The organism is Providencia rettgeri, assembly GCF_013702265.1.
GTDB classification, from domain to species: Bacteria; Pseudomonadota; Gammaproteobacteria; order Enterobacterales; family Enterobacteriaceae; genus Providencia; species Providencia zhijiangensis.
Genome location: NZ_CP059348.1, coordinates 1389510 through 1414339 on the forward strand (window position 1 = coordinate 1389510; position 24830 = coordinate 1414339).

Annotated in this window: 32 protein-coding genes; 18 read left to right on the forward strand and 14 right to left on the reverse strand. The window is 41.8% G+C overall.

Features of this window, described 5'->3' with window-relative positions; all coding sequences use genetic code 11:
* Positions 1-98 precede the first annotated feature (98 nt).
* Entirely contained in the window at positions 99-1580 is a 1482-nt protein-coding gene (locus tag H0913_RS06295; protein WP_154604326.1) for a DUF2867 domain-containing protein, read from the reverse strand.
* Between the two features lie 51 nt (positions 1581-1631).
* The gene (locus H0913_RS06300; RefSeq protein ID WP_036951864.1) at positions 1632-2531 is read right to left on the reverse strand and encodes a lysine exporter LysO family protein; all 900 of its coding nucleotides are present in this window, start codon (positions 2529-2531) and stop codon (positions 1632-1634) included.
* A 428-nt stretch (positions 2532-2959) separates the two neighbouring features.
* On the opposite strand from H0913_RS06300, the gene H0913_RS06305 reads away from it, so the two are divergent.
* The 7 genes from H0913_RS06305 (at position 2960) to H0913_RS06335 (ending at position 12339) form a co-directional block, all read left to right on the forward strand.
* The gene (locus tag H0913_RS06305) at positions 2960-4624 is read left to right on the forward strand and encodes an ATP-dependent nuclease (protein WP_154604325.1); all 1665 of its coding nucleotides are present in this window, start codon (positions 2960-2962) and stop codon (positions 4622-4624) included.
* Between the two features lie 108 nt (positions 4625-4732).
* On the forward strand, positions 4733-5842 hold the full coding sequence (gene macA, locus H0913_RS06310; protein WP_154604324.1) for a macrolide transporter subunit MacA: 1110 nt from the start codon (positions 4733-4735) through the stop codon (positions 5840-5842).
* A gap of 2 nt (positions 5843-5844) precedes the next feature.
* Positions 5845-7788, forward strand: coding sequence for a macrolide ABC transporter ATP-binding protein/permease MacB (gene macB, locus H0913_RS06315; protein ID WP_154604453.1), 1944 nt, complete (start codon positions 5845-5847; stop codon positions 7786-7788).
* A 462-nt stretch (positions 7789-8250) separates the two neighbouring features.
* Positions 8251-9597, forward strand: coding sequence for a purine-cytosine permease family protein (locus tag H0913_RS06320; protein ID WP_181478198.1), 1347 nt, complete (start codon positions 8251-8253; stop codon positions 9595-9597).
* Positions 9598-9607: 10 nt separating this feature from the next.
* Entirely contained in the window at positions 9608-10441 is an 834-nt protein-coding gene (locus tag H0913_RS06325) for a nitrilase-related carbon-nitrogen hydrolase (protein WP_154604322.1), read from the forward strand.
* The gene (locus tag H0913_RS06330) at positions 10438-11184 is read left to right on the forward strand and encodes an IclR family transcriptional regulator (protein ID WP_181478199.1); all 747 of its coding nucleotides are present in this window, start codon (positions 10438-10440) and stop codon (positions 11182-11184) included. The genes H0913_RS06325 and H0913_RS06330 overlap by 4 nt, the downstream gene beginning before the upstream one ends.
* A gap of 222 nt (positions 11185-11406) precedes the next feature.
* On the forward strand, positions 11407-12339 hold the full coding sequence (locus H0913_RS06335) for a DUF1177 domain-containing protein (RefSeq protein ID WP_154604320.1): 933 nt from the start codon (positions 11407-11409) through the stop codon (positions 12337-12339).
* Between the two features lie 122 nt (positions 12340-12461).
* Here H0913_RS06335 and cspD read toward each other — a convergent pair whose 3' ends face one another.
* The 12 genes from cspD to H0913_RS06395 form a co-directional block, all read right to left on the reverse strand.
* Positions 12462-12695: a cold shock domain-containing protein CspD gene (gene cspD / locus H0913_RS06340; protein ID WP_154604319.1), complete on the reverse strand. Its 234-nt coding sequence runs from the start codon at positions 12693-12695 to the stop codon at positions 12462-12464.
* Positions 12696-12985: 290 nt separating this feature from the next.
* The gene (locus H0913_RS06345; RefSeq protein ID WP_181478200.1) at positions 12986-14119 is read right to left on the reverse strand and encodes a phage integrase Arm DNA-binding domain-containing protein; all 1134 of its coding nucleotides are present in this window, start codon (positions 14117-14119) and stop codon (positions 12986-12988) included.
* Positions 14109-14345: a hypothetical protein gene (locus H0913_RS06350; protein WP_006662242.1), complete on the reverse strand. Its 237-nt coding sequence runs from the start codon at positions 14343-14345 to the stop codon at positions 14109-14111. The genes H0913_RS06345 and H0913_RS06350 overlap by 11 nt, the downstream gene beginning before the upstream one ends.
* A 35-nt stretch (positions 14346-14380) precedes the next feature.
* Positions 14381-14950, reverse strand: a complete 570-nt coding sequence (locus tag H0913_RS06355) for a 3'-5' exonuclease (RefSeq protein ID WP_181478201.1) — start codon at positions 14948-14950, stop codon at positions 14381-14383.
* A complete protein-coding gene (locus H0913_RS06360; protein ID WP_181478202.1) occupies positions 14940-15506 on the reverse strand; it encodes a hypothetical protein in 567 nt (188 codons plus the stop codon). The genes H0913_RS06355 and H0913_RS06360 overlap by 11 nt, the downstream gene beginning before the upstream one ends.
* Before the next feature lie 2 nt (positions 15507-15508).
* Positions 15509-16162: a hypothetical protein gene (locus H0913_RS06365; RefSeq protein ID WP_181478203.1), complete on the reverse strand. Its 654-nt coding sequence runs from the start codon at positions 16160-16162 to the stop codon at positions 15509-15511.
* 9 nt (positions 16163-16171) lie between these two features.
* Positions 16172-16888: a hypothetical protein gene (locus H0913_RS06370; protein ID WP_181478205.1), complete on the reverse strand. Its 717-nt coding sequence runs from the start codon at positions 16886-16888 to the stop codon at positions 16172-16174.
* Between the two features lie 2 nt (positions 16889-16890).
* Positions 16891-17373: a hypothetical protein gene (locus H0913_RS06375; RefSeq protein WP_051420213.1), complete on the reverse strand. Its 483-nt coding sequence runs from the start codon at positions 17371-17373 to the stop codon at positions 16891-16893.
* 82 nt (positions 17374-17455) lie between these two features.
* Positions 17456-18358, reverse strand: coding sequence for a recombination-associated protein RdgC (rdgC, locus tag H0913_RS06380; RefSeq protein WP_181478207.1), 903 nt, complete (start codon positions 18356-18358; stop codon positions 17456-17458).
* A gap of 154 nt (positions 18359-18512) precedes the next feature.
* Positions 18513-18698, reverse strand: a complete 186-nt coding sequence (csrA, locus tag H0913_RS06385) for a carbon storage regulator CsrA (protein ID WP_006657722.1) — start codon at positions 18696-18698, stop codon at positions 18513-18515.
* 25 nt (positions 18699-18723) lie between these two features.
* A complete protein-coding gene (locus H0913_RS06390) occupies positions 18724-18945 on the reverse strand; it encodes a hypothetical protein (RefSeq protein ID WP_181478209.1) in 222 nt (73 codons plus the stop codon).
* 103 nt (positions 18946-19048) lie between these two features.
* A complete protein-coding gene (locus H0913_RS06395) occupies positions 19049-19711 on the reverse strand; it encodes a LexA family protein (protein ID WP_230084989.1) in 663 nt (220 codons plus the stop codon).
* Positions 19712-19806: 95 nt separating this feature from the next.
* Between H0913_RS06395 and H0913_RS06400 the strand changes: the two genes are divergently transcribed.
* The 11 genes from H0913_RS06400 to H0913_RS06450 all read left to right on the forward strand — a co-directional run bounded on the left by H0913_RS06400 (position 19807) and on the right by H0913_RS06450 (position 24823).
* On the forward strand, positions 19807-20001 hold the full coding sequence (locus H0913_RS06400; protein ID WP_154630807.1) for a Cro/CI family transcriptional regulator: 195 nt from the start codon (positions 19807-19809) through the stop codon (positions 19999-20001).
* 37 nt (positions 20002-20038) lie between these two features.
* Positions 20039-20497, forward strand: coding sequence for a YmfL family putative regulatory protein (locus H0913_RS06405; protein ID WP_108478958.1), 459 nt, complete (start codon positions 20039-20041; stop codon positions 20495-20497).
* An 82-nt stretch (positions 20498-20579) separates the two neighbouring features.
* Positions 20580-20747 (forward strand): hypothetical protein, encoded by a 168-nt coding sequence (locus tag H0913_RS18865; RefSeq protein WP_179897968.1) that lies wholly within the window; start codon positions 20580-20582, stop codon positions 20745-20747.
* Positions 20744-21883: a replication protein 15 gene (locus H0913_RS06415; protein WP_154604312.1), complete on the forward strand. Its 1140-nt coding sequence runs from the start codon at positions 20744-20746 to the stop codon at positions 21881-21883. Before H0913_RS18865 ends, H0913_RS06415 begins: the two co-directional genes overlap by 4 nt.
* Positions 21870-22118 (forward strand): hypothetical protein, encoded by a 249-nt coding sequence (locus H0913_RS18870; protein WP_232368832.1) that lies wholly within the window; start codon positions 21870-21872, stop codon positions 22116-22118. The genes H0913_RS06415 and H0913_RS18870 overlap by 14 nt, the downstream gene beginning before the upstream one ends.
* Positions 22118-22762 carry a phage N-6-adenine-methyltransferase gene (locus tag H0913_RS06425; protein ID WP_181478211.1) on the forward strand — a complete coding sequence of 215 codons (645 nt, stop codon included), beginning with the start codon at positions 22118-22120 and terminating at the stop codon, positions 22760-22762. The genes H0913_RS18870 and H0913_RS06425 overlap by 1 nt, the downstream gene beginning before the upstream one ends.
* Positions 22759-23163, forward strand: coding sequence for a hypothetical protein (locus H0913_RS06430; protein ID WP_181478213.1), 405 nt, complete (start codon positions 22759-22761; stop codon positions 23161-23163). Before H0913_RS06425 ends, H0913_RS06430 begins: the two co-directional genes overlap by 4 nt.
* The gene (locus H0913_RS06435) at positions 23160-23879 is read left to right on the forward strand and encodes a DNA-methyltransferase (protein WP_181478214.1); all 720 of its coding nucleotides are present in this window, start codon (positions 23160-23162) and stop codon (positions 23877-23879) included. Before H0913_RS06430 ends, H0913_RS06435 begins: the two co-directional genes overlap by 4 nt.
* Positions 23876-24058 (forward strand): Lar family restriction alleviation protein, encoded by a 183-nt coding sequence (locus tag H0913_RS06440; RefSeq protein WP_181478216.1) that lies wholly within the window; start codon positions 23876-23878, stop codon positions 24056-24058. Before H0913_RS06435 ends, H0913_RS06440 begins: the two co-directional genes overlap by 4 nt.
* Positions 24051-24455 carry a hypothetical protein gene (locus tag H0913_RS06445; RefSeq protein ID WP_181478218.1) on the forward strand — a complete coding sequence of 135 codons (405 nt, stop codon included), beginning with the start codon at positions 24051-24053 and terminating at the stop codon, positions 24453-24455. The genes H0913_RS06440 and H0913_RS06445 overlap by 8 nt, the downstream gene beginning before the upstream one ends.
* Entirely contained in the window at positions 24440-24823 is a 384-nt protein-coding gene (locus H0913_RS06450) for a RusA family crossover junction endodeoxyribonuclease (RefSeq protein WP_181478220.1), read from the forward strand. Before H0913_RS06445 ends, H0913_RS06450 begins: the two co-directional genes overlap by 16 nt.
* Positions 24824-24830 lie beyond the last annotated feature (7 nt).

Here is a 24830-nt window from a genome sequence, read left to right on the forward strand (position 1 = left end):
CTTACCAATAATATCTAAATTAACTACCCGCGATATTAATCCTGTAAGCATATTTATGCAATGTTTTATGCATAAAAATTTGGTTTTTTACGCTAAATTTATTCTGGCTTATTGGAGCTATCTTCCGCTATCGGCGCTGTCACAAGCTTTTTGTCCCGTTGAATCGCCAATTCACTAATACGCTTAGCCATTCCTTTAAAGATGAACAAATGAGCTGGCATCATCGCAAACCAATAGAGTAATCCGCTGAAACCCGCTGGGTGCCACCATGCACGAACATCAATTGAACGTAGATTTCCACTATCATGAATAGTGAAAGTCAATCGACCTAAACCGGGTGCTTTCATACCAAAAAGCAAGCTAAGTTGCTTATTTGGCTCCATATTAATGACTCGCCAGCCATCAACTTCATCACCAACCTGTAAGGTGTCACGATCAGGTCTGCCATATTTGACTTTATTCAACATCATATCGTCCATAATGGCGCGTGTTTTCCAAAGGATATTGGCGTAAAAATAACCTTCTTTTCCACCAATTTGCTGGACGGTATGCCAGAGCGATTCTGTGGTTGCAGTGGTACTAAAAGTAAAGCCCGCTTGTTTAGGGTAGTAGCCGTAACCCGGTCTCCAGCGTTTTCTTACCTCAGGATCGTAACCCCAATCTGAGTTATCAATGGCGCTGGCTTCTTCCGCTAATGTGGTTCTGACCGCGTCATCAAATGAAATCAGCGTTTGCGGGATAAGTTCGCGAATGAGTTTATCGTCCGCAGGCAGGTCGTGTTGTAAGCCTTGGATCAACTCTTTGGCAATCGTGGGCGGCACAGAAGTTATCAAACTAATAAAGTGCACGGAGATCATACTGACAGGGATCGGAATTGGAATTAACAAACGGCGCTTTCCAGAGACTTTAATAAAGCGTTTGAAGAGCTCTTGGTAGCTTATGTATTCAGGGCCACCCGCATCTAATACTCGGCTTTCTGTAACGGGGAGTTGGGCTAATTGCGTGAGGTAATACAGGATATTTTCAAGGGCAATTGGGGATGACTTTGAACGAACCCAACGCGGCGGCGTCAAAATGGCGAGGTTATACACCATATCCCGCATAATTTCGAAGGCCGCAGAGCCTGAACCAACGATAATGGATGCGCGGATCTCAGTCACAGGAATACCACTTTCGCGCAGAATTTCCCCTGTTAAGCGTCTGGCAATTAAATGCGGGGAATAAGTATGCCCGTGTTGCAGTGCGCTGAGATAAATCACCTGCTTGACGTTAGAGCCTTGCAGTGCATTTTGTACATTGCGCGCCGCTTCACGTTCACGTTCAATAAGGTTGGCTTGATCCGCCATGCTATGAACGAGGAAGTAAACAATATCCACCTCATCCATGATATTTTTCAGGGTTTCAGGCTGGTGTAAATCCACATAGATACAGCGAGTATCTGACCAACCTTGAGACAGCATCCAGTCTACACGTCGGGCAGCAGCAGTGACTTCATGACCTTCTTCCAATAATTTAGGAATTAAATTTTGCCCAATATAGCCACTGGCGCCTAGTACTAAAACTCGTTGTTTACCCGTCATGTTAATTTCCTGTGATACCTAAATTAACGGCTATTGTGACTGAAATTCTACTTATGTAAAGAAGGCCATAAGGATTGGCGTAATTAGACTTAAAACGAAGCCATGAACGATAGCGGCGGGGACAATCGACACGCCACCACTGCGCTGCAATACCGGTAAAGTAAAGTCCATAGACGTAGAGCCACAAATGCCCAATGCAGTAGAGCGATAGCGATTAATAATTAACGGAATCAACATGATGGCAGTCAATTCGCGCAATAGGTCATTAAAAAATGCAGCGCTGCCCATCACGGGGCCATAGGCATCGGTAATTAAGATACCGGTAAGTGAATACCAACCGAATCCAGAGGCGATAGCTAACCCCATTTTGATAGGAAGGCCAAGGAAAAAGGCTGCGGCTGCCCCACCGATAAGGGCGCTCACTCCCATGACTAAGGCAATAGTGGTTCCTCGGCGGTTAATTAAAATTTGTCGAATATGCATTCCACTATTACGCAGTTGTACCCCAACCAGTAACAGCAGCAACATTAGCGCCACTTGGCTGCCTTTATCCGCATAATGTAAGAATTTAAATCCAGTTAATCCCACCAAAAAGCCAATGAGCAAGACACCACACAGTTGCAAGGATTCAAACACCATTTTGATACGTGAAGGGGGCTTTTCTTGCTTGTGCTGTGGGACTTTCCACGGATCAAGTTTATCCAGGAGAATTAAAGAAAGCGCATTGAGGCCAAAAATGCAGGCGAAGAAGGTCAGGGCATAAATTAAGATGGACACTAAATGTGCGCTGAGGTTTTCAAGCAAAGCAAGGGTAATACCCATTAAAAATAAAATGACGTACACCATCGAATTTAAAGACTGATGAACTCGATGAAGCACATTTTTATTTTTTATGGGTATCAAGTAACCCAGAAACAGAGGTAAAAGAATAATCAGCAAGCCAGAATACATGTTAGTGCCCTTTTATTTCATTTTGTTTTACTGCATTAACTACACTAATTTATGCAAATATAAACTTATGCCAATATAAACAACAGATTATATTTAAATATTCATGAACATTGCTATCGAAACATGAATAAATTTAGCCTGTGATGCTAAATATCACGCAGGTGATAAATATTTTTCAATGGCTGATTAACTAAAAATAGGAGAAAAATGCTGGAAAATAAAGCATAAACATCCTATATCACCAAATAAATAAGCTCAATACAGGGACATGTATCGTAACGTGTTTTTTTTGTACTATGTTGACTCGTATAGTAATTAATCGGCTTAATGAGTAAGCTTTTATTTGCGATAGTTCAGGTTGTTTCACGGATCCTTGAGCGGTCAGGATGTTACAATCAAACTCAGTTTTCGATAGCAAGGAGAGAGATATGTATCTGGAACGTGTGGAAATATACGGATTTAGAGGGATCAACCGACTTTCTTTAGAACTCAATAATAATACCGTTCTGATCGGAGAAAACTCATGGGGTAAATCCAGTTTACTCGATGCTTTAGATATTTTGCTCTCTCCCGAACATCGCGAATACCAATTCACAGCTAATGATTTTCACCATCCAACAGGGGATGATGAAACACGTTTTCGTACTTTGCAGATTGTCTTAAAGTTCTGTGAGAGTCGCCCGGGTCGCCATCATTCATATCGTTTCCAAAATCTTGCTTCTGTTTGGGTTGATAATGGAGATGACTTAAAACATATTTTATTCCGAGTGAGTGCGGAACTAAAAGACGATAACAGTGTTGCGGTAGATAAATGCTTCTTAAATTCTGGGGGAAATAAGTTATCCCTCGATAATGTGGGTAAGTATATTAAAGAAATTGTCCGTTTATATCCCGTAATCCGCTTACGAGATGCGCGTTTCTTAAATAGTATAAACCCCGAGACGATAGTCAGCGGAAGTAACAATTTCCGTGAAAACTTTAATCATCAGATTAAAGAATTGACCATGGCGCTGGTGAATAATCCGGAACGCTTAAGTGATAATGATCTTGAAGATGGGGTGGACGCGATGCAGCAATTGCTGAGCCACTACTTTTCAGGGAAAAGTGGTCATATGGTGAAAACGGATAATCCAATGATTAGTATCGAGCCTCGTAAGCGAGGTTGGCAGGCATTGGATAATATTAACCGATTAATTGCGAAGCCGAACCAGCGTAATATTCGTCTGATTATCCTAGGGATGTTTTCGTCATTACTGCAATCTAAAGGGAATATTGAGCTGGATAAACATGCTCGCCCAATTATTATTGTGGAAGACCCTGAAACACGGTTACATCCTATTATGTTGTCTATTGCGTGGGGGCTGTTTAGCTTGTTCTCCTTGCAGCGGATCACCACAACCAATTCTGGCGATTTACTTTCCCAAGCGCCAATTGATAGCTTATGCCGACTCGTTCGTGATACGAATAAAGTATCTGCGTATCGTTTGAACCCGCAGGATTTAAGTGCTGAAGAGCTACGTAAAATCTCTTTCCATATTCGTTTTAATCGACCTTCCGCATTATTTGCCCGTTGTTGGCTACTGGTTGAGGGAGAAACGGAAATTTGGCTAATGAGTGAATTTGCGAGGCAGTGTAATTATTTCTTCGAAACAGAAGGAATTAAGGTAATTGCCTTTGCACAAAGTGGCTTAAAACCGTTATTAAAATTTGCCAATAAAATGGGCATTGAATGGCATGTATTAACTGATGGGGATGAAGCAGGGCGAAAATATGCCGCAACAGCGACGCATTATGCCAACAAAATTAATTCGCCAGATAGAGATCGGTTAACCATGTTACCAGCACCGGATATGGAACATTTTCTGTATCGCGAAGGGTTTCAAGGTTTGTATCATGAAATTGCAGAAATTCCTGAAAATGCCCGAGTATCCACTCGCCGTGTGATTTTAAAAGCGATTGCACGGACGTCAAAACCAGACTTAGCACTGGCGACCGTAAACCGTGCCGCTGAATTAGGCCCTGAAGCAGTACCATCGGCTCTGAGAAATATGTTCTCAAGAGTCGCATGGTTGGCGCGCGGTAAGGCGTATTGATATAAATTGCAGTTAATCTTAAATCTGTTTAGTGAAGAGTGATAATTATTCAGCTATCTTATTTTCAAGAGAGGGGCGGCCCTCTGATTGAAAATAGGAATAGAGTTAATGAAGGCAGTATCAAGAAAAAAATGGATTTATGGCATATTTGTCCTACTCGCGGCGCTGGTGACCGCATGGTTTTTTCTTGGTAACCAGCAGCCAGAGAGCTACCAAACAGTTGATGTGACTCGTGGTGACCTCGATAAGCGGGTTATGGCGACGGGTAAATTAGATGCTGTGCGTAAAGTGGATGTGGGGGCGCAGGTTAGCGGCCAGCTACAAACACTGTATGTCAAAGAAGGTGATACCGTTAAAAAAGGCGATCTGCTCGCCGTTATTGATCCGCAAAAAGCGCAAAACGAAGTCACTGAATCTCAAGAAACTATTCATGAGTTAGAATCCAATTTGGCATTGGCTCAGGCTGAACTAAAGCTTTCGCAAGTGACTTACCAACGTCATTTAAGCCTATCAAAAGTGCAAGCGGTGGCTCAGCAAGAGCTGGATAAAGCCAGAACTGATGTGGAAGTGAATAAAGCGAAAGTGGCTACGTATCAGTCGCAGATTAAACGTAATCGTGCCTCTTTAGATACCGCAAAAACGAATCTGAAATACACCCAAATTACAGCACCAATGGATGGTATTGTGACGTTTATCAAGACATTACAAGGGCAAACGGTGATTGCCGCTCAAGAGGCACCAACGATTTTGACGCTAGCTGATTTGGATACGATGTTGGTTAAAGCGGAAGTTTCCGAAGCGGATGTTATCTACCTCGAACCGGGACAAAGTGCGTCTTTTACCGTGTTAGGTGCCCCAGATAAAAAATTCGCGGGAAAACTGAAAGATATCCTCCCGACCCCTGAAAAAATTAACGATGCAATTTTCTACTATGCACGTTTTGAAGTGCCAAACCCTCAACATCTTTTAAAGCTACAAATGACCGCACAGGTGGTGATTGAGCTTGAATCCCATAAAAATGTGCTGCTCCTTCCATTATTGGCGTTAGGAAACGAAGTCACTCCACAAGTCTATGAAGTGGAAGTCTTGAATGACGGGATCCCGCAAAAGAGAAACGTTGAAATTGGCAGCCGCAATGATGTCTCTGTGGAAGTGATTAGCGGGCTCAAGGAAGGGGATAAGGTCATCGTCGGTCGCAGCAGTGAGACGGAATCGTAATGATGACGACTTTACTTGAGCTGCATAACATTACGCGGCGCTATCCTGCGGGTGAACAGGAGATCACGGTACTCAAAGATGTTTCGCTGAAAATAAATGCCGGTGAAATGGTGGCGATTATTGGGGCATCGGGGTCGGGAAAATCGACGCTGATGAATATTTTGGGATGCTTGGATAAACCCTCATCAGGGGAATATTTCGTTGCAGGGCAAAATATTGCGACCTTAGATAATGACCAGTTGGCACAATTACGACGTGAACATTTTGGTTTTATCTTTCAGCGTTACCATTTACTGAGCCATTTGAGTGCTGAGCAAAATGTCGAAATCCCCGCTATTTATGCGGGAGCAGGCAAGTCTCAGCGCCAGGAACGAGCGGAACAATTACTTCAGCGTTTAGGCTTAGGTGAGCGAGTCAATTATCGCCCAAGCCAATTATCGGGTGGACAGCAACAAAGAGTCAGTATTGCTCGCGCTCTGATGAATGGTGGACAGGTTATTTTGGCGGATGAGCCGACGGGTGCGCTGGATAGCCATTCGGGGGAAGAGGTCATGAAGATCTTAAAAGATCTTTGTGCCCAAGGGCATACGGTGATCATCGTTACCCATGACCCGAAAGTCGCGCAACAAGCAGAGCGGATCGTTGAAATCAAAGATGGCGAAATCATCAATGATTCTGGTGTGCTAGCAATGAAGAAAGTGGAGTTTCCGGCAAAAGTTGCGATGAAGAAAAATCCATTAGGGCAATGGATTAGTCGATTCAGTGAAGCCTTACTAATGGCGTGGCGCGCGATGGTGGTGAATAAAATGCGCACCTTGCTGACCATGCTGGGAATTGTGATTGGGATTGCCTCAGTGGTATCCATCATGGTGATTGGTGATGCGGCCAAAGGGATGGTATTGAATGATATTAAATCGATTGGTACCAATACAATTTCGGTGTATCCCGGAAAAGATTTTGGTAGTGATGACCCAGAAAATCGACAAGCGTTGAAAGCCTCTGATATTTCTGCCATTGCTCAGCAGCCTTATGTTCAGTCGGTGACGGGTTCCATTGATACCTCTGCTCGATTACGTAAAGGTAATTTAGATGCGGTGGCTAGAGTCGCAGGAGTGGGGGTAGGTTATTTCCAAGTTTATGGTAATAAATTCGCTGAAGGGATGGGATTTACTCAGGATATGCTTGATCGGCGTGCGCCTGTGGTGGTGATTGACGGTAATACGAAACGACGCTTTTTTCCGAACAAACAGAATGTCGTGGGTGAGATATTGCTTATCGGAAATATGCCCGCGACAGTAATTGGTGTCTTGGGGGAGCAAAAATCAATTTTTGGTTCCAGCAAAAGCCTAGAAGTGTTTTTACCCGATACAACCATTAACAGTAAGCTGATTAATCGTTCTTACTATGACAGTATTGTGGTGAGAGTGAAGGATGGTATTGATGCGAAAGTCGCTGAGCAGCAACTGACCCGCTTGCTGACATTGCGTCACGGTAAGAAGGATATTTTTACCTATAACATTGATACGTTGGTCAAAACAGCGGAAAAAACCACCCAAACTATGCAGCTCTTTTTGACTTTAGTCGCTGTCATTTCGCTTGTGGTTGGGGGGATTGGTGTGATGAATATTATGTTGGTGTCTGTCACGGAAAGAACTCGTGAAATTGGTATTCGTATGGCGGTAGGCGCCCGTACGATGGATGTGATGCAGCAATTTCTTATTGAAGCCGTGTTAGTGTGCCTTATTGGTGGCTTAATGGGAATTGGCTTATCTTATGGCGTCAGTTTGATTGCTCAAATGGCGCTGCCGGGTTGGACATTTGCTTTTGATCCTATTGCACTCGTCAGTGCATTTGCGTGTTCAACGGCGATTGGGATTATTTTTGGTTTCCTACCAGCAAGAAATGCGGCGAGATTAAACCCAATTGATGCATTAGCAAGAGAGTAATTTATCAATTCGTGATTATTTGAAAAGTTGTAGAGGGGATCTCTACAACTTTTTTCTCACCAAATACGCAATTTATTAAATAAAATAATCGGTGAATGGCTGTTTAGGTCGAATATTTTGTGCGATTAACTGCAATGAAAAGATAATTTACTCCATATTGGTGTGTCTAAATCAGAATTATCTATAGCTGATAACTCATTTTATGAAGTTTCTCTAATCAAATGCGGAATTTTTAACCTATTAATTTACAGCTTATTTTGTTTTTACTCCCTCCTATTTCTCCTCCTATTTAAATAACCGATAATAAAAAAGCTATCAAAAAGGTAAATTCTACTTGCGATTTGGTACCGATCGTGGATATTATTCGTCTTGTAGAATAAATGAAACCTAGTTCCATTAAATGGAGCTTTAGCGAAAAGCCAAAAATCACAAGTAAAGACTCATACACAGCAGGCATAAAAAATGGCAAATAAAGCAGGTGAAGATTATTCTCTGGCGCGGGTACCGCAAAGTGCTCGTCGACCGTTTTATGAAGTGTTGATCCTCCGTATCGGTTCACTCGCTTGCGTTTCGCAAGTGATGCTAGGTGCAGCGCTTGGTTATGGATTAACGTTTTGGCAGGCGTTTTGGGCCACAATGCTCGGTTCTGTAATTTTACAGGTCGTCAGTTGGGGGCTCGGAGCGGCAGCTTGCCGTGAAGGAATGTCAATCAGTCTACTGTCTCGGTGGTCTTGTTTTGGAAAACTAGGATCCGCATTAATTGGAGGAGCCATTGCTATCTCCTTAATGGGTTGGTTCGGTGTCCAAAATGGTTTCTTCGCGGATGGTATGTATAAAGCGACTAACGTGCTAACACCAGGGACCTGGTCGCTTATTACAGGCATTGCGGTGACAATTATTACGGTATATGGGTATCGCTTTTTATCTATTACCGCGAATATTTCAACACCGCTATTTTTATTCGCACTAGGTTGGGCAACTTATAATTTATTATCGGGACAGGACATTAGTTTATTAATTAATGCCACTGAACCTGCCGGGCCTTTAATGACAATGCCAGCTGCAATTACGATGGTTGCGGGTGGTTTTATCATCTCTGCTGTAACAACACCAGACATCAGCCGCTTTATGCATAAGCCGAAAGATGTGTTCTGGATGACATTGATTGGAACATTCTGTGGCGAGCTTTTCGTCAACATGATTGCGGTATTAATGGCTTTAGCATTACGTACAAGCCAAGTTTTTGATTTGATGATGGCGTTAACTGGGTTGCTAGGTGCATCGATTGTTATCTTCTCAACAATTAAAATGAATGATATCAATCTCTACTCTTCATCACTCGGCTTCTCCACACTGTTGAACGCTATTTTTAATAAGCGTTTTGACCGCCGTTATTTAACATGGATTATTGGTATTTTTGGTACCGTGGCTTCCATGTTAGGCATCTTAGATAACTTTATTAGTTTCTTAATTTATCTTGGTATTTCGATTCCGCCTGTCGCGGGTATTATGGTTGTTGATTATTACTTGTTAAAACGTGACAGAAAAGAGCTGGATATCACCCGAGAACAAGGCATTTTACCAACTCGCTGTGAAGCGTATAACCCTGTGACTTTAGTTGCATGGTGTTGTGCGGTTGTCGTCGGTTGGGGCACCTCTGCTCTGGGGCCTTTTGGTGCAGATATTGGCGTTCCAGCGTTGAACTCTTTACTGGTTGGTGCAGTGGCTTACTGGGTTGGTATGCGCTTATTAGCGGCATTCCGTGGCGAGAAAGGCACTCACTTCCGCCAAGTTTCTCATTTAGATTGAGGACAGATAGATGACCGATAACCAAGTGAAAGTAGCTCTGGCTCAGTTTGATTCTGAACTAGGGAATAAAATAGGTAACTTGCAGCGTATGGCGCAACTGTGCGAGCAGGCGGCATCTCAAGGCGCTAAGTTAATCTGTTTCCCAGAGCTGTCGACAACGGGCTATCGGGGTGATCTACTCTCCACTCAGTTATGGGATCTTAGTGATTTTGATGGCAGTGAAACATACTGCCTATTTAGCCAATTAGCTTCCCGTCTAGATATCACAATTGTGGCGGGATTTGCTGAGCGCGGTGAACGTCTTGGTGAAGTATATAACTCTGTAGGCGTTTGGAATCCGGGTTGTGAGAATATCAGCGGCGTATTTCGTAAAGTACATGCGTTTGGTATTGAAAAGCAGTGGTTCAAAAGCGGGGATACTTTCCCCGTGTTTGATACGCCAATCGGCAAAATTGGTGTGATGATTTGCTACGACATGGGCTTCCCTGAAGTGGCGCGGATCCTCACTCTGCAAGGCGCTGAATTGCTAATTGCACCTTCTGCGTGGTGTATTCAAGACCGAGATATGTGGAATATCAATACGGCGTGTCGTGCTTTAGAGAATGGCACGCATCTTCTAGCGGTGAATCGCTGGGGGCATGAAGAAGATTTACACCTATTTGGTGGCAGTAAAATTATGGGCCCGCGTGGGCAAGTTTTGTGTGAGGCATCTTGCGAACAAGAACAGTTGTTAGTTGGTGAGATTGATTTTCGTCTTCAGGCGCATACGCGTTTAAATGTGCCTTATTTAAGGGATAGAAAGCCTCTGGATTATGGCTTGCTGGTGCAGGAAACTCAGGTATGAGTATTTTAACAAGTGTTGTCGACGTGTATCGCTTATTTTTACGCTCAGGTAATGAGTTAACGGTAACCACGTTGGTCAATGAATTATCGATGCCGAAAAGCTCTGCTTCACGTCTGTTAAAGCAGATGGCAGAACTTGGGTTGCTCGAAAAGAAAAATAACGCGCCGATTTATCGTCCAGGTTTGTTGATTATGGAGATTGCCCACCGAGCTCGTGGCATGAACCATTTAATTGATATGGCGTTAGAAGCGTTAGACAGTTTGACGAAAGATACTGGGTTTACCAGTTATGTCTCTGCGTTAGATGAAGACAAAGTCCGTGTTGTTCATGCCAGAATTGGTAACAGTATGCTGCAAGTGATTACGCAGCCTGGAACGCGTTTACCTATTGGCGGTACATCAACGGGGCGCGCATTATTAGCACGATTGCCGATAAGTGAGCGCATAAACTTAATTAATTTAGAGCCTGAAGAGTCTCGAGCCAGTTTAAATGCGCGCATTAGCGTGATCAATGAACGCGGTTGGGAGTTTTCAGTCAATGAGTCAGTTGCCGGTGTCGCCTCTGTATCCAGTACAGTATATGACCCTTCACAAAATACATTATATGCGTTGTGTTTGAGTCTCCCAGAGTCACAAATGACCGATGAGATTATCGTGCAGCTGTCCCAAGATCTTTACCGTAAGGCTTCTTACCTAGGATGTATGGTTGGGGACCCTTACTGGTTAGAGCGTAGTACCAAGTAGTCAAAAAAACTTGTGATATAAAGCAGTATCAGCAGTAAAAGTTCAGTAATGAGTAGTTGCAGTAAATAATAATTAAATACCATTCAAAGTGCGTGAATACGCCTTCATCAGGAAATATACCCTTTGTCTTTAGTTAAGGGGTATTCAGAGTAAGCGGGTGCTCCTTTGGTGCCCGTTTACTCTAAAACTCTAAAAAAAATAATTAGAATTAAAGGAAGTACAATGACTCTAAAGCAAACTTTGTGCGTTTATGAGCTGCTCGATTGTGCGAATGTTAGTGGGCATGATGTTGTTCAGTTGTTCCAGGATTTCCCCGCAGTTCAAGTCATTTCAACGACTGTAGTCGATCAAAAAGGCCAAAGCGATTTCGTCAGAATCACCATTCCAGGCATACAAGGCAAGTCCCAAGGTAAGAATGCACCAACGCTAGGGATCATCGGGCGTTTAGGTGGTTTGGGTGCAAGACCTTCGCGCATTGGGGTTGTTTCTGATGCGGATGGCGCAATTGCTGCCATCACAACGGGATTAAAGTTGGCTCAAATGCAGCAAAGAGGGGACGCATTACAAGGGGATGTGATCATTACAACGCATATCTGCCCAAACGCGCCAACTCGTCCGCATACGCCAGTCGATTTTATGGATTCACCCCTTGAAGACGCTACGATGAATCTTCATGAAGGGATCCCAGAAGCGGATGCCATTTTATCGGTGGATACCACCAAAGGAAATCGCTTAATTAACCATAAAGGTTATGCGCTATCACCGACGGTTAAATCGGGATATATCCTACCTGTTTCTGAGGATCTATTGCGTTTAATGGAGTGGAGTAGCGGACAAAATGCGGTGACTTTCCCGTTATCTATCCAAGATATCACGCCTTATGGCAATGGGCTTCATCACCTCAATAGTATTATGCAGCCAGCGGTTTCAACAACAGTTCCGGTCGTTGGTGTCGCAATTTGCACTGAAACTGTTGTGCCGGGTTGCTCAACGGGAGCTAGCCATGAAGTGGACATTGCCGCGACTGTGAAATTCATGATTGAAGTCGCAAAAGCTTTCGGCGAAGGCCAATGCGCGTTCTATGATGAAGAGCAATATCAGCTATTAACTGAATTGTATGGTGATATGCATCATTTGCAGGCAACGGATGAGTAATAATATTTGTTGCAGACTGTCTTAATTTAGAGTGTTATTAACCTAAAATATCGCTAATTTGAAATAGCCACAGTTAATTATTTACCCCTTAAAAATAATTAACTGTGCTCTATTACCCTAACTTATTCTGCTTTTGCTTCACTACTTTCGATAATTGGAATAATGGCGGTAGCATGAGCGCCTTTAGGTCCATCAATCATAAGCGTGTAGTTGACCTTTTGACCCGCTTTGAGAGTCCGGTAACCATCCATTTGGATTGTGGAATAATGTGCAAATACATCATCTCCGCCATCTTCTGGACAAATAAAACCAAAACCTTTGGCATTATTGAACCACTTAACCGTACCTGTATTCATATTTCCGTCCTTCAAGTTTGCTACTGACTGTTTATATACATGCATAAAATGCATATGTATACCAGAAGAGTTTTTTCATTACACGTAAATTAAATTAATGTTTTATTTCGATAATATTTTTTATCTGTTTTTAACTTATTGTATATATTGATTTATTAAAATATCGATTTTCTTATTATGATTAAACGCATAAGGAGTGTTATGGTGTTTCTGTTTGTTTTATAAGCAATTATTTTCTTCCCCAAAACCCCACCAAAAATACTCCCCAAAACATTTAAAAATTTGAGTCTTTAAATTACGACAATTTTCCACTCTTTACCGCGATCATCGTTGTAATTATCAGTCATTACTTTCGACCTGTGACCTAACAATCTTTGAGTATCCAATCCTTGTTCTCGATATATCCTTTCAGAAAGAGAACGCTGTTCATGAAAGGTTGGTTCAGCACCTTTCGACCAAGTAATTCCACATTTATTACGTGCATTTTTAAACGCGGCCGTTAATGAGGTATTTGATATTGCCCCGCCTTTTTTACCCCTAGCAATAGAATGGCGATGGTGAAGTAGGTAAGGGCTAACAACAAGATCCCTACACATGGAGATCACATCACCAAGCGTCATTTCTATAGCATCACACTTCAGCGTTAATGGGATGGCAATTTTCGTCCCTGTTTTTTCTTGCTCAATGTGCAACATTCCATCCCAAACATCCGAGAATTTCATTTTTGTGATATCACCAAGGCGCTGCCCTGTAATTAGAGCTAATAGCATCCCATGCTGTAAGTAATGAGGGTGCATAGCTGCTTGCTGATAGATAGCCTTCCATTCATCCAGCGATAAGCGCTCTCGCTTCACTTTGCTTCTAGGTTTCTTGGTTGCAAGAGCAGGGTTATATCCTGGTGGAACATGGCCAACATGCTGAGCCTCTTTAAACACATCAACAATCACGGATCTGACTACTTGAGCCATTCGGTTATGCCCGAGCGCCTTTACTTCGTCTGTTATTTTAACGACTTCAAGCGCAGTTATATCTTTTAAGGACATCATCCCACAATGCTGCTTAAATAAATTTAGCGGCTTAATTTTTTGCTTATATGAGTTTAGCTTTAACTCTCCTTGGTCCATTCGTTCTTGCTGTATTTCTAAATATTTATCAATCCAATTGGATACGCTAATGCCGATCTTCTTATTTTTAATATTCGAAAGCCGGTCATTGATACTGAGTATTTGCTTTGTTTGCTGTTCAGCTATGATCACATTTGCTTGAGTAGCTACTTGTTCTGCTTCCTCGGCGTCCGTGCCAAGGCTATGAAACTTACCAGTTAACGGGTGTTTATATTGCCAATAAACCTTTCCGTTTCGTTTATCTAATTTCCGATACAAATTTGGAATAGTGATTTTATGAGCGCGGGGTCTAGCTGCCATCAGATAATATCCTTTGAAGTTTATCGTTTGAGCAATTCGGTAATTGAGGTTTTGAAACAATACCAACCCAGCGGGAATCACGATCGACCATCCATTTCTTACCAACTTTTAATGCTGGTGGTACCATCATGTTCGCTTTCGCATACTTCAACAACACTTGCTTGCTGGGCGCATCATCACCGAATTCCAGTTTTGCCCATGCTTCTAGAGATACCATTCTAGACATAATTACCTCCACAAATCTGCCGCATACAGATAGGTTTAAATATCGTCGTTAACTGGCTTAATCAAATGCTGGTGGATGATCGATACATACTTGGCTTGATGAATTGCATCATCTAAAGAGTTATGAAGTACGCCCACAAAAGGGAGTGTTGTCTTTGGATCAATGCCAGTATTACGCCCTAGCTCAACAATGGTTCTCACGCAGCGATTATTCCAATGCTTCCAGAATGGTTCTAAGCCAACGGAATTATAGGCATTACGCAAAATAACATTGTCAAAATCAACGCCATTACCCCACACTTGAACATCATCAGTTAGATTTTTTCGGGAGAATTTGCACAAGTTAGAAAGAGCTAATGATAAATCAGAGCCATCAGCAATAATTTCTGCTCTTGCTTCACTACCTTTGCGCATCCACCAAAGCACTGTGTCGGCATCAATATGAAGCCCTGCACGTTCGCAACTTCTTAAATCGACAACTTGATAAAAAGTAGGACCAATCTCACCCGTTGATGGCTCAAAAGCCACGGCACCAATGGACACAATAGCCGCATTACCTTTATTGCTCATTGTTTCCAGATCTACCATTAAGTGTTTAAATTTCATTTTTTTGCTCCAGTGCAGATTTAATCCATTCTTCAGCCTGTTCATTACAAGCAAGAACATCGCCCATCATCAATTCAATATCGATTGATTCATTTGCTACGTGAGTTAGTAGGCCCATGAACTTAGCAAACTGCTTTAAATCACAATCAATAAAATTAGCTCTATACGCACTAATTAAATGATTACGTGCAAATAGAACACCAAGCTTCATTTGCTCTTTATTGAATAGTGGTTCTTTCCGTAGCTGTTCAATTTCAGGGCATAGTTTACGAATAAATTCTACTGTCCATTCAGCGCTTACTGAGTTCTCCATTTGCTTATTAAACCAAGAATTTAAATCATTAGAATGCGCCTTCATATCATCGTGAAATTCAGGCTCAATCCATTGATAAATACTCTGGATCCATGAACGAGCTTCCTTGTCATTACCAATAGATAGGTAGTGATCAGCAATCATCAGGACCATACTCCATCGGTGAATATCCCAAGATAGCTTGAGTTCCATTCCAGCATTACGCTGAAGGATTTCAATTTCTTCTGTAAGTTTATTATTCATAATCACACTCGCTTAAACTCAATAACCCACACCCACGGATTACTTTCAAAGCTCCAGTCAGGTTTGCTTACTTCATCCCATAAATCAGCAAAGGCTTCTTTGTGGTCACGATATGCAAGCCCAAAATATTGAGCACCTTCAAATCGAACGTAACGACCACTTGCAGGTAGCTGTATTAAACCCTCAGAAACAACGTCACGAGGACTAATGTTATTGAGGCGTTCAACTCTAACATCGGTAATTTCTAAAGTTATACGTGAAGCAAAGCGGGGCATATGGATAGATGGCCTCCACTTAATTATCTCATCCCAACCTTCCTCTAAGTCAGAGGGTTTATGAGTTGCCTTGTATGCAAAGGTAGACTCTGTGCATAAGCCAGCCTGAAATGTTTCACGAACCCAAAGGCGATCACCAATTCCACCAAATGGACAGCAAACACTGTAAAATTCATGCATATCTACAACTTTACTATTTCCGGGAATGAAATCTGACACATGCACCATTGATTGAGTTTTATTACATGGGAACCAATAGTCTCCATCTTTGGTTTTGCTTGGTTCAGGTTGTGACTTCATAACTCTGCGAGTTTGAGTTTTACGGCCATCAAGGATGGCGCGTACCATTTCTGAGTTAAAAATAATTCCGCGCTCTTTCATATCAGCCACCTAAACAATAATTCTGTAAACTGAGTTAACTGTCTGGATATATCCATCAGCAAGATAAGTATCGATATTGATTACTCGTGATGTTTGAATAGAAGCACCATCGTAGAATCGATTTTTCTTATCGTTGAAGATTTTCCCGTAAGCGCCATAGCCGTAGATTTCTTCAATTTGCAAATCAGCATCGAATTTAGGAACAATCCCCGTCAGCTGGTTATAGCGATGAATAAACATAGCTCGAGCTTGAATGGGTAGCATTGGATTCACAGTAATTAGGTCACTTGATGGGATTCCTTCAAGAATTGGCCATACGTTTTCACCATCCACCTCTAAATCGCGGCGTTCTGTTGCCAGCATGGTCAGATCCGCATAGTGAACAACATCACTAATCATTGCCGGTAAATTCCATTTGTCTGTAATTACTTTCTGAATAGCCGATTCGATAGCTTTGTATTCTGGAAGTAGCGCTTTTAATGGTGTAGGCAGGTCACGGCAATAAGCTTCAGCGGCATCATGCAGTAATGCTTCAAGCGCATATTCAGGAGGTACAATCTGGCTAACATGAACCGAGTGCTGTGCAACAGAATAGAAAGAGTCAATTTGACCCGCGAAACGACATTCGTTAGATAATCCCTGTGCAATATCTTCGATAGAAATATCTTCCGCACAGATATTAATGAAATCGAAATGCTTGCCAGTGAACGTTGAGATATAAGACATAATTAAATACCTTTGTTTGCTTCAATCGAGTTATAGGCAGACTTCATTTCTTGATAAAGTTTATTGCTATTGCGAGCCTTATAGAGCTCGATCCATTTATCCCAGTTGTCCACTACAGCAGCCCATTGTGGTGAACATGCTTTCATTTTGTGCAACTCACTTTCTAGTTCAGGCACCGCTTCCAGTAGTCGAATACAGCGACCAAAATCAGACGGATCCCAAGGATAGTTATGAGAAACACTAAACTGACCTGAAAGAATAGAAGCCATGTATTTTGAACTGGCTCCAGTATCATCACTCGCCAACCAAGCAGTAAGACCCATACCACTGGATGCTTTGACAATAGGCTTTTTGAATTCATCACAAATCAAATTAGCAGCATTAATAATGGCATTCATATAACGAGGTTCAGCAGGGATGCCGGATATTTGGTTTTCCAGCTCAGTTGAAATAGCGGAAATTAATCCAATTTGGTTAATTTGCATAATTTATTACTCCACAAAATTTAGATAATAAGAGTCCGTCTCTTAATAAAGAGAATTAAATTCCTAGGTGTTGGCTAAATAGTTATTCTGTTTTTTCTTTATATTTTAATAATTCAATTAATAGCTCAATGGTATTAACCATATGAAACATAAATACTGCATTGGTATGTCTGTATCGATATGCCTTATCACCATCACATTCGATTTTTGCTAGTGGCTTAATATTCTTAAAATCAAAGTTATCTGTAAGTTTGAAAATTAAATCAAAGGTGCTTAATTCAATTAGACTGACTTTGAAATGATTGTCTAATGAATCTTTAACTTGTTCACGAATTAGATTAAGTTCAGCATCGTATTTTACAGTTTCAAGCTTTTTATCAACTTTACGTTGTAGCAAAATAAAATTACCAGGATGAAGGTTATGACCAAAACACTCTTCAGGTGGTAAATTATCAATGTGGTTTGATAGTCGTGTTGTAATACCGTTTTTTGCATCATCGATGTTAAATGTTTCAGTTTTTACGGTGCCACAAACTTTAACTAAGCTACCCACCAGTGCTTGATAATCTGGCTTTCTTGTTGTTGATATGAAGAGGAAGCCTTTGGAAACATGGTATAGCGCTGTAATAACTTTTGTCTTTGTTAATGCGATTTTTAGAAGTTCATCTATAGCCATACGCTTTATTTCAGGCACAAGATAATCGGTAATGCCTTGTTCTTTCAGTTTTTCAATGCGTTTGTTTATTTCGAACGCGATAGCCGCTTTAGGTAGTATCTTTTCATCAATACGGAAATTGATGATATAGCCACCTTCAATTGGCGTAACTAACTCACCAGTTACTTTATTTGGAATAAAGCCATAACTAAAAGAGTGCGACTCAAGAATATCAACAAAAGGTAATTCTTTTAAATGATTTTCTAGTGCTTCAGCATTTGGTAATTCAGCCTTAAATACAACTGCGCTGCTAATTGGAAAACGTTTCATTTGCTAATCTCCGCATAATAATTAACTCCACAAATATAAATAAGACCACTGACAGTAATTAAGTACATATTTACCCGTATGGACTGACGCCAATGGTCTTATTTATATTTAAAAAAAGAGGCGGCATGGCACCGCCAAAAATTATCAATAATTACTAACTAGCAACGGCATTATTATTTTCAGCTTGGATCCGAAGATAAATTTCTTCGCGGTGAATACTTGTATCTTTTGGTGCTTCAATACCAATCCGCACTTGGCATCCCTTGATTCCCAAAACAGTGACTTTGACATCATCACCAATAACAACGGTTTCACCGGCACGACGGGTTAAAATAAGCATTCCACTAATTACTCCACATAGTTGATTAGTTGGTTGCTGGTAGGCCTAGACCCGCATTGCAGATCTCAGTTTGCTCGTAAATATCATCTTCGATTCTTACCAGCTTTTCTTTGAGTTCTGCGTAGGCAGCGTTAAGGCTTTCAAGTTTTTTAAGTGCAGCAGCTTTCTCCAAAATCCACGCATGAATTTCATCGGTGGACATTGGGTTGTTAAAAGTAACGATTGGTGTGCTTGGATTGACTTGCATAATCTTATTCCCATTGATTTCATTCTATGTAACAAAAGGTACATTAGGTTGCATGGAGTGTCAATATTTAAATGTGAAATAAGTTACATTGAGTTTTTGGAGGCTATAAATTCTGTACGACTTGGACTACTTTCCCAATAATTCGACAGTTGCCATTTATAAGAATGGGATTAAATGATGGATTTAATGGCATTAGATAACTATACGGTGAATCCCATACCAGTTTCTTTATTGTTGCTTCAGACGTGCCATCTAAAATGGCGACAACTATTTTCCCGTATAAGTCGTCCATATTTCCGTAGTCTGTTTCTACTATCACTGTGGAGCCTTCGGGTATTGTCGGTGCACCATTCGGATTTGTCATTGAATCACCGCGAACATCTAAACCGAATGCGCTATTCGATACTCTAACAGTTGTCCCAATCCATCGAATAACATCATCTAGTGTTGCTGATTCGCATGTTGCGTTCCACATCCCTGCTTGAACTGAAGATATAACTGGTACCTCTGTTATTGATAGTGGCTTTCTTGAAGGGGATAATTCTTTATCAGTAGGCGCATTTTTCCCATATAGTATCCATTCTGCAGACGTTTCTAGTGCATGGGCTAAATTTTGTAAATTTTCCCCATCAGGTTTAGCCATTCCCGTTTCCCATTTAGTCACAGAAACACGACTAACTCCCAGCTTTTTAGCTAAGACTTCCTGAGTAAGATTTAATTGAAGGCGCCTAGCCTTGATTCTGAAATTCATATCTTCTTTTTTCATGTAACCAATGTTACATCATTTCGATGTGAAAAGTGTTTGCTTGTTAATGTACCTTTTGTTACATTTCAATCTAAACTCAGACACGAGGTAACCAAATGTACAAGCAAAATGTTATTAATTTTTTTGGTGGTGTTCAAAAAACAGCCATTGCGCTAGGGGTTTCTCACCCAGCAGTGAGCCGATGGAAATCAGTTATACCAGAAAAACAGGCTTTGATTATTGAGCGACTGACAAATGGTCAGCTTAAGTATGAGCCAGAGCTCTACCAAAACAGTACCAAAACCAACTAACAGAGTTAACTACAAACAAAACAACGGAATTGTAGATATGTGCAAACAAACACTAAAAGAAGTCGTGAAAGAGATGTGTAAGGCATTCCCCGGTGGTCGTTCAGCGATGGCGGGTGCTTTGGGTATTTCTGAAACAACGTTCAACAACAAGCTGTATGAGAAAAACGGCTGTCGCTTTTTTGAAATTGATGAGCTGGAAGCGATTGAAGAGTTATCCGGTACTGATCTGCTGGTGGCTTATCACATGGAACGCCACGGGATTACCCCGTCAGTAAAAATTGAAGCTGAAAGTTTAGACAAGGTTGAATTGTTCGATATTCAAATGCGCTTGGGTGCAATGCAGGGGGCGTTAAGCGTTTTAATCAAAGACTGTATTTCTGACGGCGTTTTAACACCAGATGAAATTACAGCCATCTATCGAAAAATGGAGAAAGTCTTTGCTTATGCGTTGGGCTTCGTGGGTTCTTTAGAAAGCGTTTATGGGATTAAACAATGATGAGCATAGCTAGAAAGGTTGACGCCCCAGATATGCGGTCCGAGGCGTCGGGGTCGCTAAAAACATTTGTGGAGTAATTAGCATGAGTAGCTTAGCAAATTTAACGAGTCGTCCGCAAGTACGAGCATCAATGCGCGGTAACCGTTTCGTCTATGAGATTAAATTATCAAATGGTTACCAAGAAACCAACTACAAGTTTGTTGAGTGGTTGGTAGGTGATTTTAACGCAAGCAAGCAGGTGAAGGCATGACAAATACATTTGACATCGTTCAGGCTATGTCAGGACATAAAAACGTAATTGTTATTCCTGTGCCTTATCTTGAGTTCTTCAAAGGGGATCAGCAGGCTCACGCGTTAGCGGCTGTGCTTAATCAACTTGTGTTTTGGTCTGGAATCTCATCCAGTGCAGGCGACGGTTGGTTTTATAAGAGTCATGAGGAACTGGCTGATGAGATTAAAGGCTTATCGGGTGAAGAGCAATCACGCCGATTGGTGGATAAACTGCGTAAAAAATACTTCCCCGGCATCATTGAAACGAAAACCAAAAAGGTTAATGGCACTCCGGTGACGCATTATAAATTAGATGGAAATGCGCTTATCTCAATGATTTTCCCATCAATTTCTGAAACGTCGAAAGTGCGGAATGAAAACGTCGAAAGTGACGATTCCAATCGTCGAAAATGCGGAATGGAAACCGCAGAAATGCAGAATCATGGAAACGTCGAAAATGCGGATTCCTATCTTTATACAGATCTTAACTCAGATAAAAACTTACAGATCAATAAAACCCCTTCGTCGCAGAATTCTAACGAATCCAGCGACACGGCTGAGAATGATATTTCTAATAAAAATTTAAGTTCAGCGGTATCGAGTGCGAATGGCCAGTTGTGGGGAACGCTTGAAGATTTAGAGACAGCCCAGTGGATGTTTAAGCGGGTTCAAGTGATTAACCCAACTCAGAAAGCCCCTAAGTGGTTTGACTGGGCTAACGATATTCGCTTGATGCGTGAAATTGATGGTCGCACACATGAGCAAATCTGTGCGTTGTTTGACTGGGCTAGCCGAGATTCCTTTTGGCACAAAAATATTTTAAGCACGAAAAGCCTGCGCAAGCATTTTGACACCCTTACAGTTAAGAGCCAAGAAAGCCCACACACTGCGAAACAGCAAGCCGCAGCCCACAATCCGGAATGCGACAAAGCTTACAAGCGTTTTTTAAGTCAGTCGTTGCCAATCAGAAACCCATCGGAACTGGAAATATTGGTTTGCAGAGAGGCAAGCAATGCGGGTGTTAAGCGTATGCAACCGGATTGGGCGCAAAAGAAATGGGTAAGTATTTGGAATGAATGTGAACAGCGTTTAGGGGGACAGCATGATGCGCAGTGAAGCTAAAAAAATCTACGGCACTAACGTTTTTGGCATTGTCGCCATGTTGCATCAGCTGCGCCGTTGGTGGGCTATTCGTGACTTACGTAGTCGTTGGAATGATTCTCGTGATGGCTTAGTTATTTGCAGAAAATTCAGCCATCTAAGCCACCTCGCTGATTATTTTCAAGTTCAGCAGCGTTATACCCGCATTCGTATGTTTGCGAAAGCCCACCAGCAGCGAGGTGCTATCTGATGAGCGAATACGTTGCAAAACTCAATGAACTCAAAGCAAAACCAGCCCATAAACTTAATGAGATTGGTGATCAGTGGCAATCTCCAGAAAACCTGGTGTATGGCGCAAACGCAATCTATGGCCCATTCACGCTGGATTTATTTACTGATGGTGAAAATAACAAAGCCCCTCATTTTTACACTGCAGAGGACAATGCGCTAACTCAAGACTGGTCGGAAAAGCTAAAAGAAATCGGCGGTGTAGCTTTTGGTAATCCTCCATATTCAAGACCTTCATATCACGATAAACAGGCCATCACAGGTGTTATTCACATTATGAATTACGCTTCAGCGATGCGTGAAAAGGGTGGTCGTTATGTCTTTTTATTGAAAGCAGCAACAAGTGAAAGCTGGTGGCCAGAAGATGCGGATCACATCTGCTTTATTCGTGGGCGTATCGGTTTCGACGTTCCTAAGTGGTTTAACCCTGCTGATGAAAAACAAAAACCTACCGGGGCATTTTTCGCCGGGGCAATTGTTGTTTTCGATAAAACTTGGACTGGCAAAGCATTTGATTACATCAATCGTGAAGAGTTAGAGCAGCGCGGCAAAGCATTCATAGAGCAAGCGCAGTGGTTAGCTAAAAAGATGGGAGTGGCAGCGTGAGAGACAATGTTTATTTAAGAAGCATCGATGTCATAAAAGCTGTTAGGCACTTAGATGCATTCACTCAGCGTCATGTAGAAAGACTTCTTTGCTTCACATACTCGGAAGCTAATCACGCGATAAAGATGTTGGTAGATCTCGGGTGCGTTAATGCGATTGGAAAACGAAAAGCGTCCCATAAAAACATTGAAGTTTATCACTATGAAGTAGATCCGATGGCGATAACGAAGTTAAAGGTTGCTAGAGGAAAGGACACTGAGCCAGTGTTCAAGGAAAAGAAGGAAAGGGATAAAGAGGATATTTTCTGCGGAATAACTGTTGTTGAAAAAGCCTATGTAGGCGATATGGGAAGTCATTTACTTAAACAGCTAGATAAATTGCTGGCGGGAGTTAGGGCATGAATGACATTTGCTTGCACAACGCTGACTGTTTTGATGTTTTCCCATTAATTCCTGATAACTCAGTGGATCTTGTTTGTGCTGATATTCCCTACGGTACCACTCAATGCAAATGGGATTCAGTATTGGATCTACAGCAAATGTGGAAAGAGCTTTACAGAGTGGCTAAGCCTGATGCGGCGATAGTCTTATTTTCCGCACAGCCGTTCTCGAGTGTATTAGTTGGTAGCAATTTAAAAGACTGGAAGACGGAGTGGATCTGGGAAAAGGGTTCCGCAACTGGTTTTTTAAACGCCAAGAAGCAGCCTCTGAGAGCCCATGAAAATATTCAAGTTTTTTATCGCAAGCTACCAACCTACAACCCGCAAATGACACATGGACATGAACGAAAGGTATCAAAACGCAAGGATGTTAATTCTGAATGTTATGGGAAAGCCTTGTCGTTAACTGAATATGACAGTACGTCACGGTACCCACGAACAGTTCAGTTTTTTTCTAGTGATAAACAAAAAGCTAATTATCATCCAACTCAGAAGCCTGTTTCTTTAGTTAAGTATCTTATTGAAACTTATTCAAATGTTGGTGATACAGTTCTCGATTTTACGATGGGAAGCGGTACCGCAGCAGTTGCTTGCAAAGAGAGTAACAGGGCATTTATTGGTATTGAGCGAGAACAAAAGTATTACGAAATAGCGAAACAAAGGCTGGTGGAAGCATGAATAGCGAGATAATTGAAATCCATCAATGCAAATGCGGCAGTGAAGATCTACACATTGAAACGCTTGAGTATCGAACTTGGTTTTATGTTTATTGCCACAGCTGCGGCGCCAAAGGCCCAGCGATAAATGACAAGCCTGAAGCTGTAAAAATCTGGAATAAGGTGGTATCAAATGGCTAGCAACAAATGCATGTTCTGTGGCGGTAAAGCAACCTTACTATGTGATTTTCTTTTGGGCTTTGATGCAGAGGAAGATGAAAATGGGAACATCATCACGCTAAGAAAAAATCACACCTGTGATGCCCCAATGTGCCGAGAGTGCGCGACATGGCAAAGCAATATCTTTTTCTGCGGTTCAGCAGGGTTTATGGATACTGTCGACTATTGCCCTATTTGCCAACCTCTATACGCGAAAGGCTTTATGGTTCGGCGCCATAAAGGTGGCTTGCGTGAGGCGAGTTTTACTGTCGAACAAGCTGAAATTATCCGTAAAGCGCACTGGGGCAAGCATTTAAATGCAAGCGGCAGGTCATTCTCCATAGTTTCTGGGGGAGGTCAAATATGTCTGGATCTATAACTCTAACATTACCATTTCCTCCGAGTGTTAACGCTTGCTGGCGGAATATCAACGGTAAAACTCTGATCAGTGCAAAAGGTCGCGCGTTCCGGGTAAATGCAGCGGCAGCCATCTATCAACAATTACGCAAAAAACCAAAGGCAATCACTGAGCATGTATCTGTCACTGTGAAGATGTATCCGCCATCAAAACGCCGAATGGATATCGATAATTACTTGAAAGCACCTTTTGATGCATTAACTCATGCGGGTATTTGGAGTGATGACGTTCAGGTTAGACGCGCAGTCATTGAATGGTGTGAGGTAGTAAAGGGTGGTCGGTTTGAAATCACGATCAGCTTACATGAAAGCGCAAATGCGGTTGCGTAAAACGTGG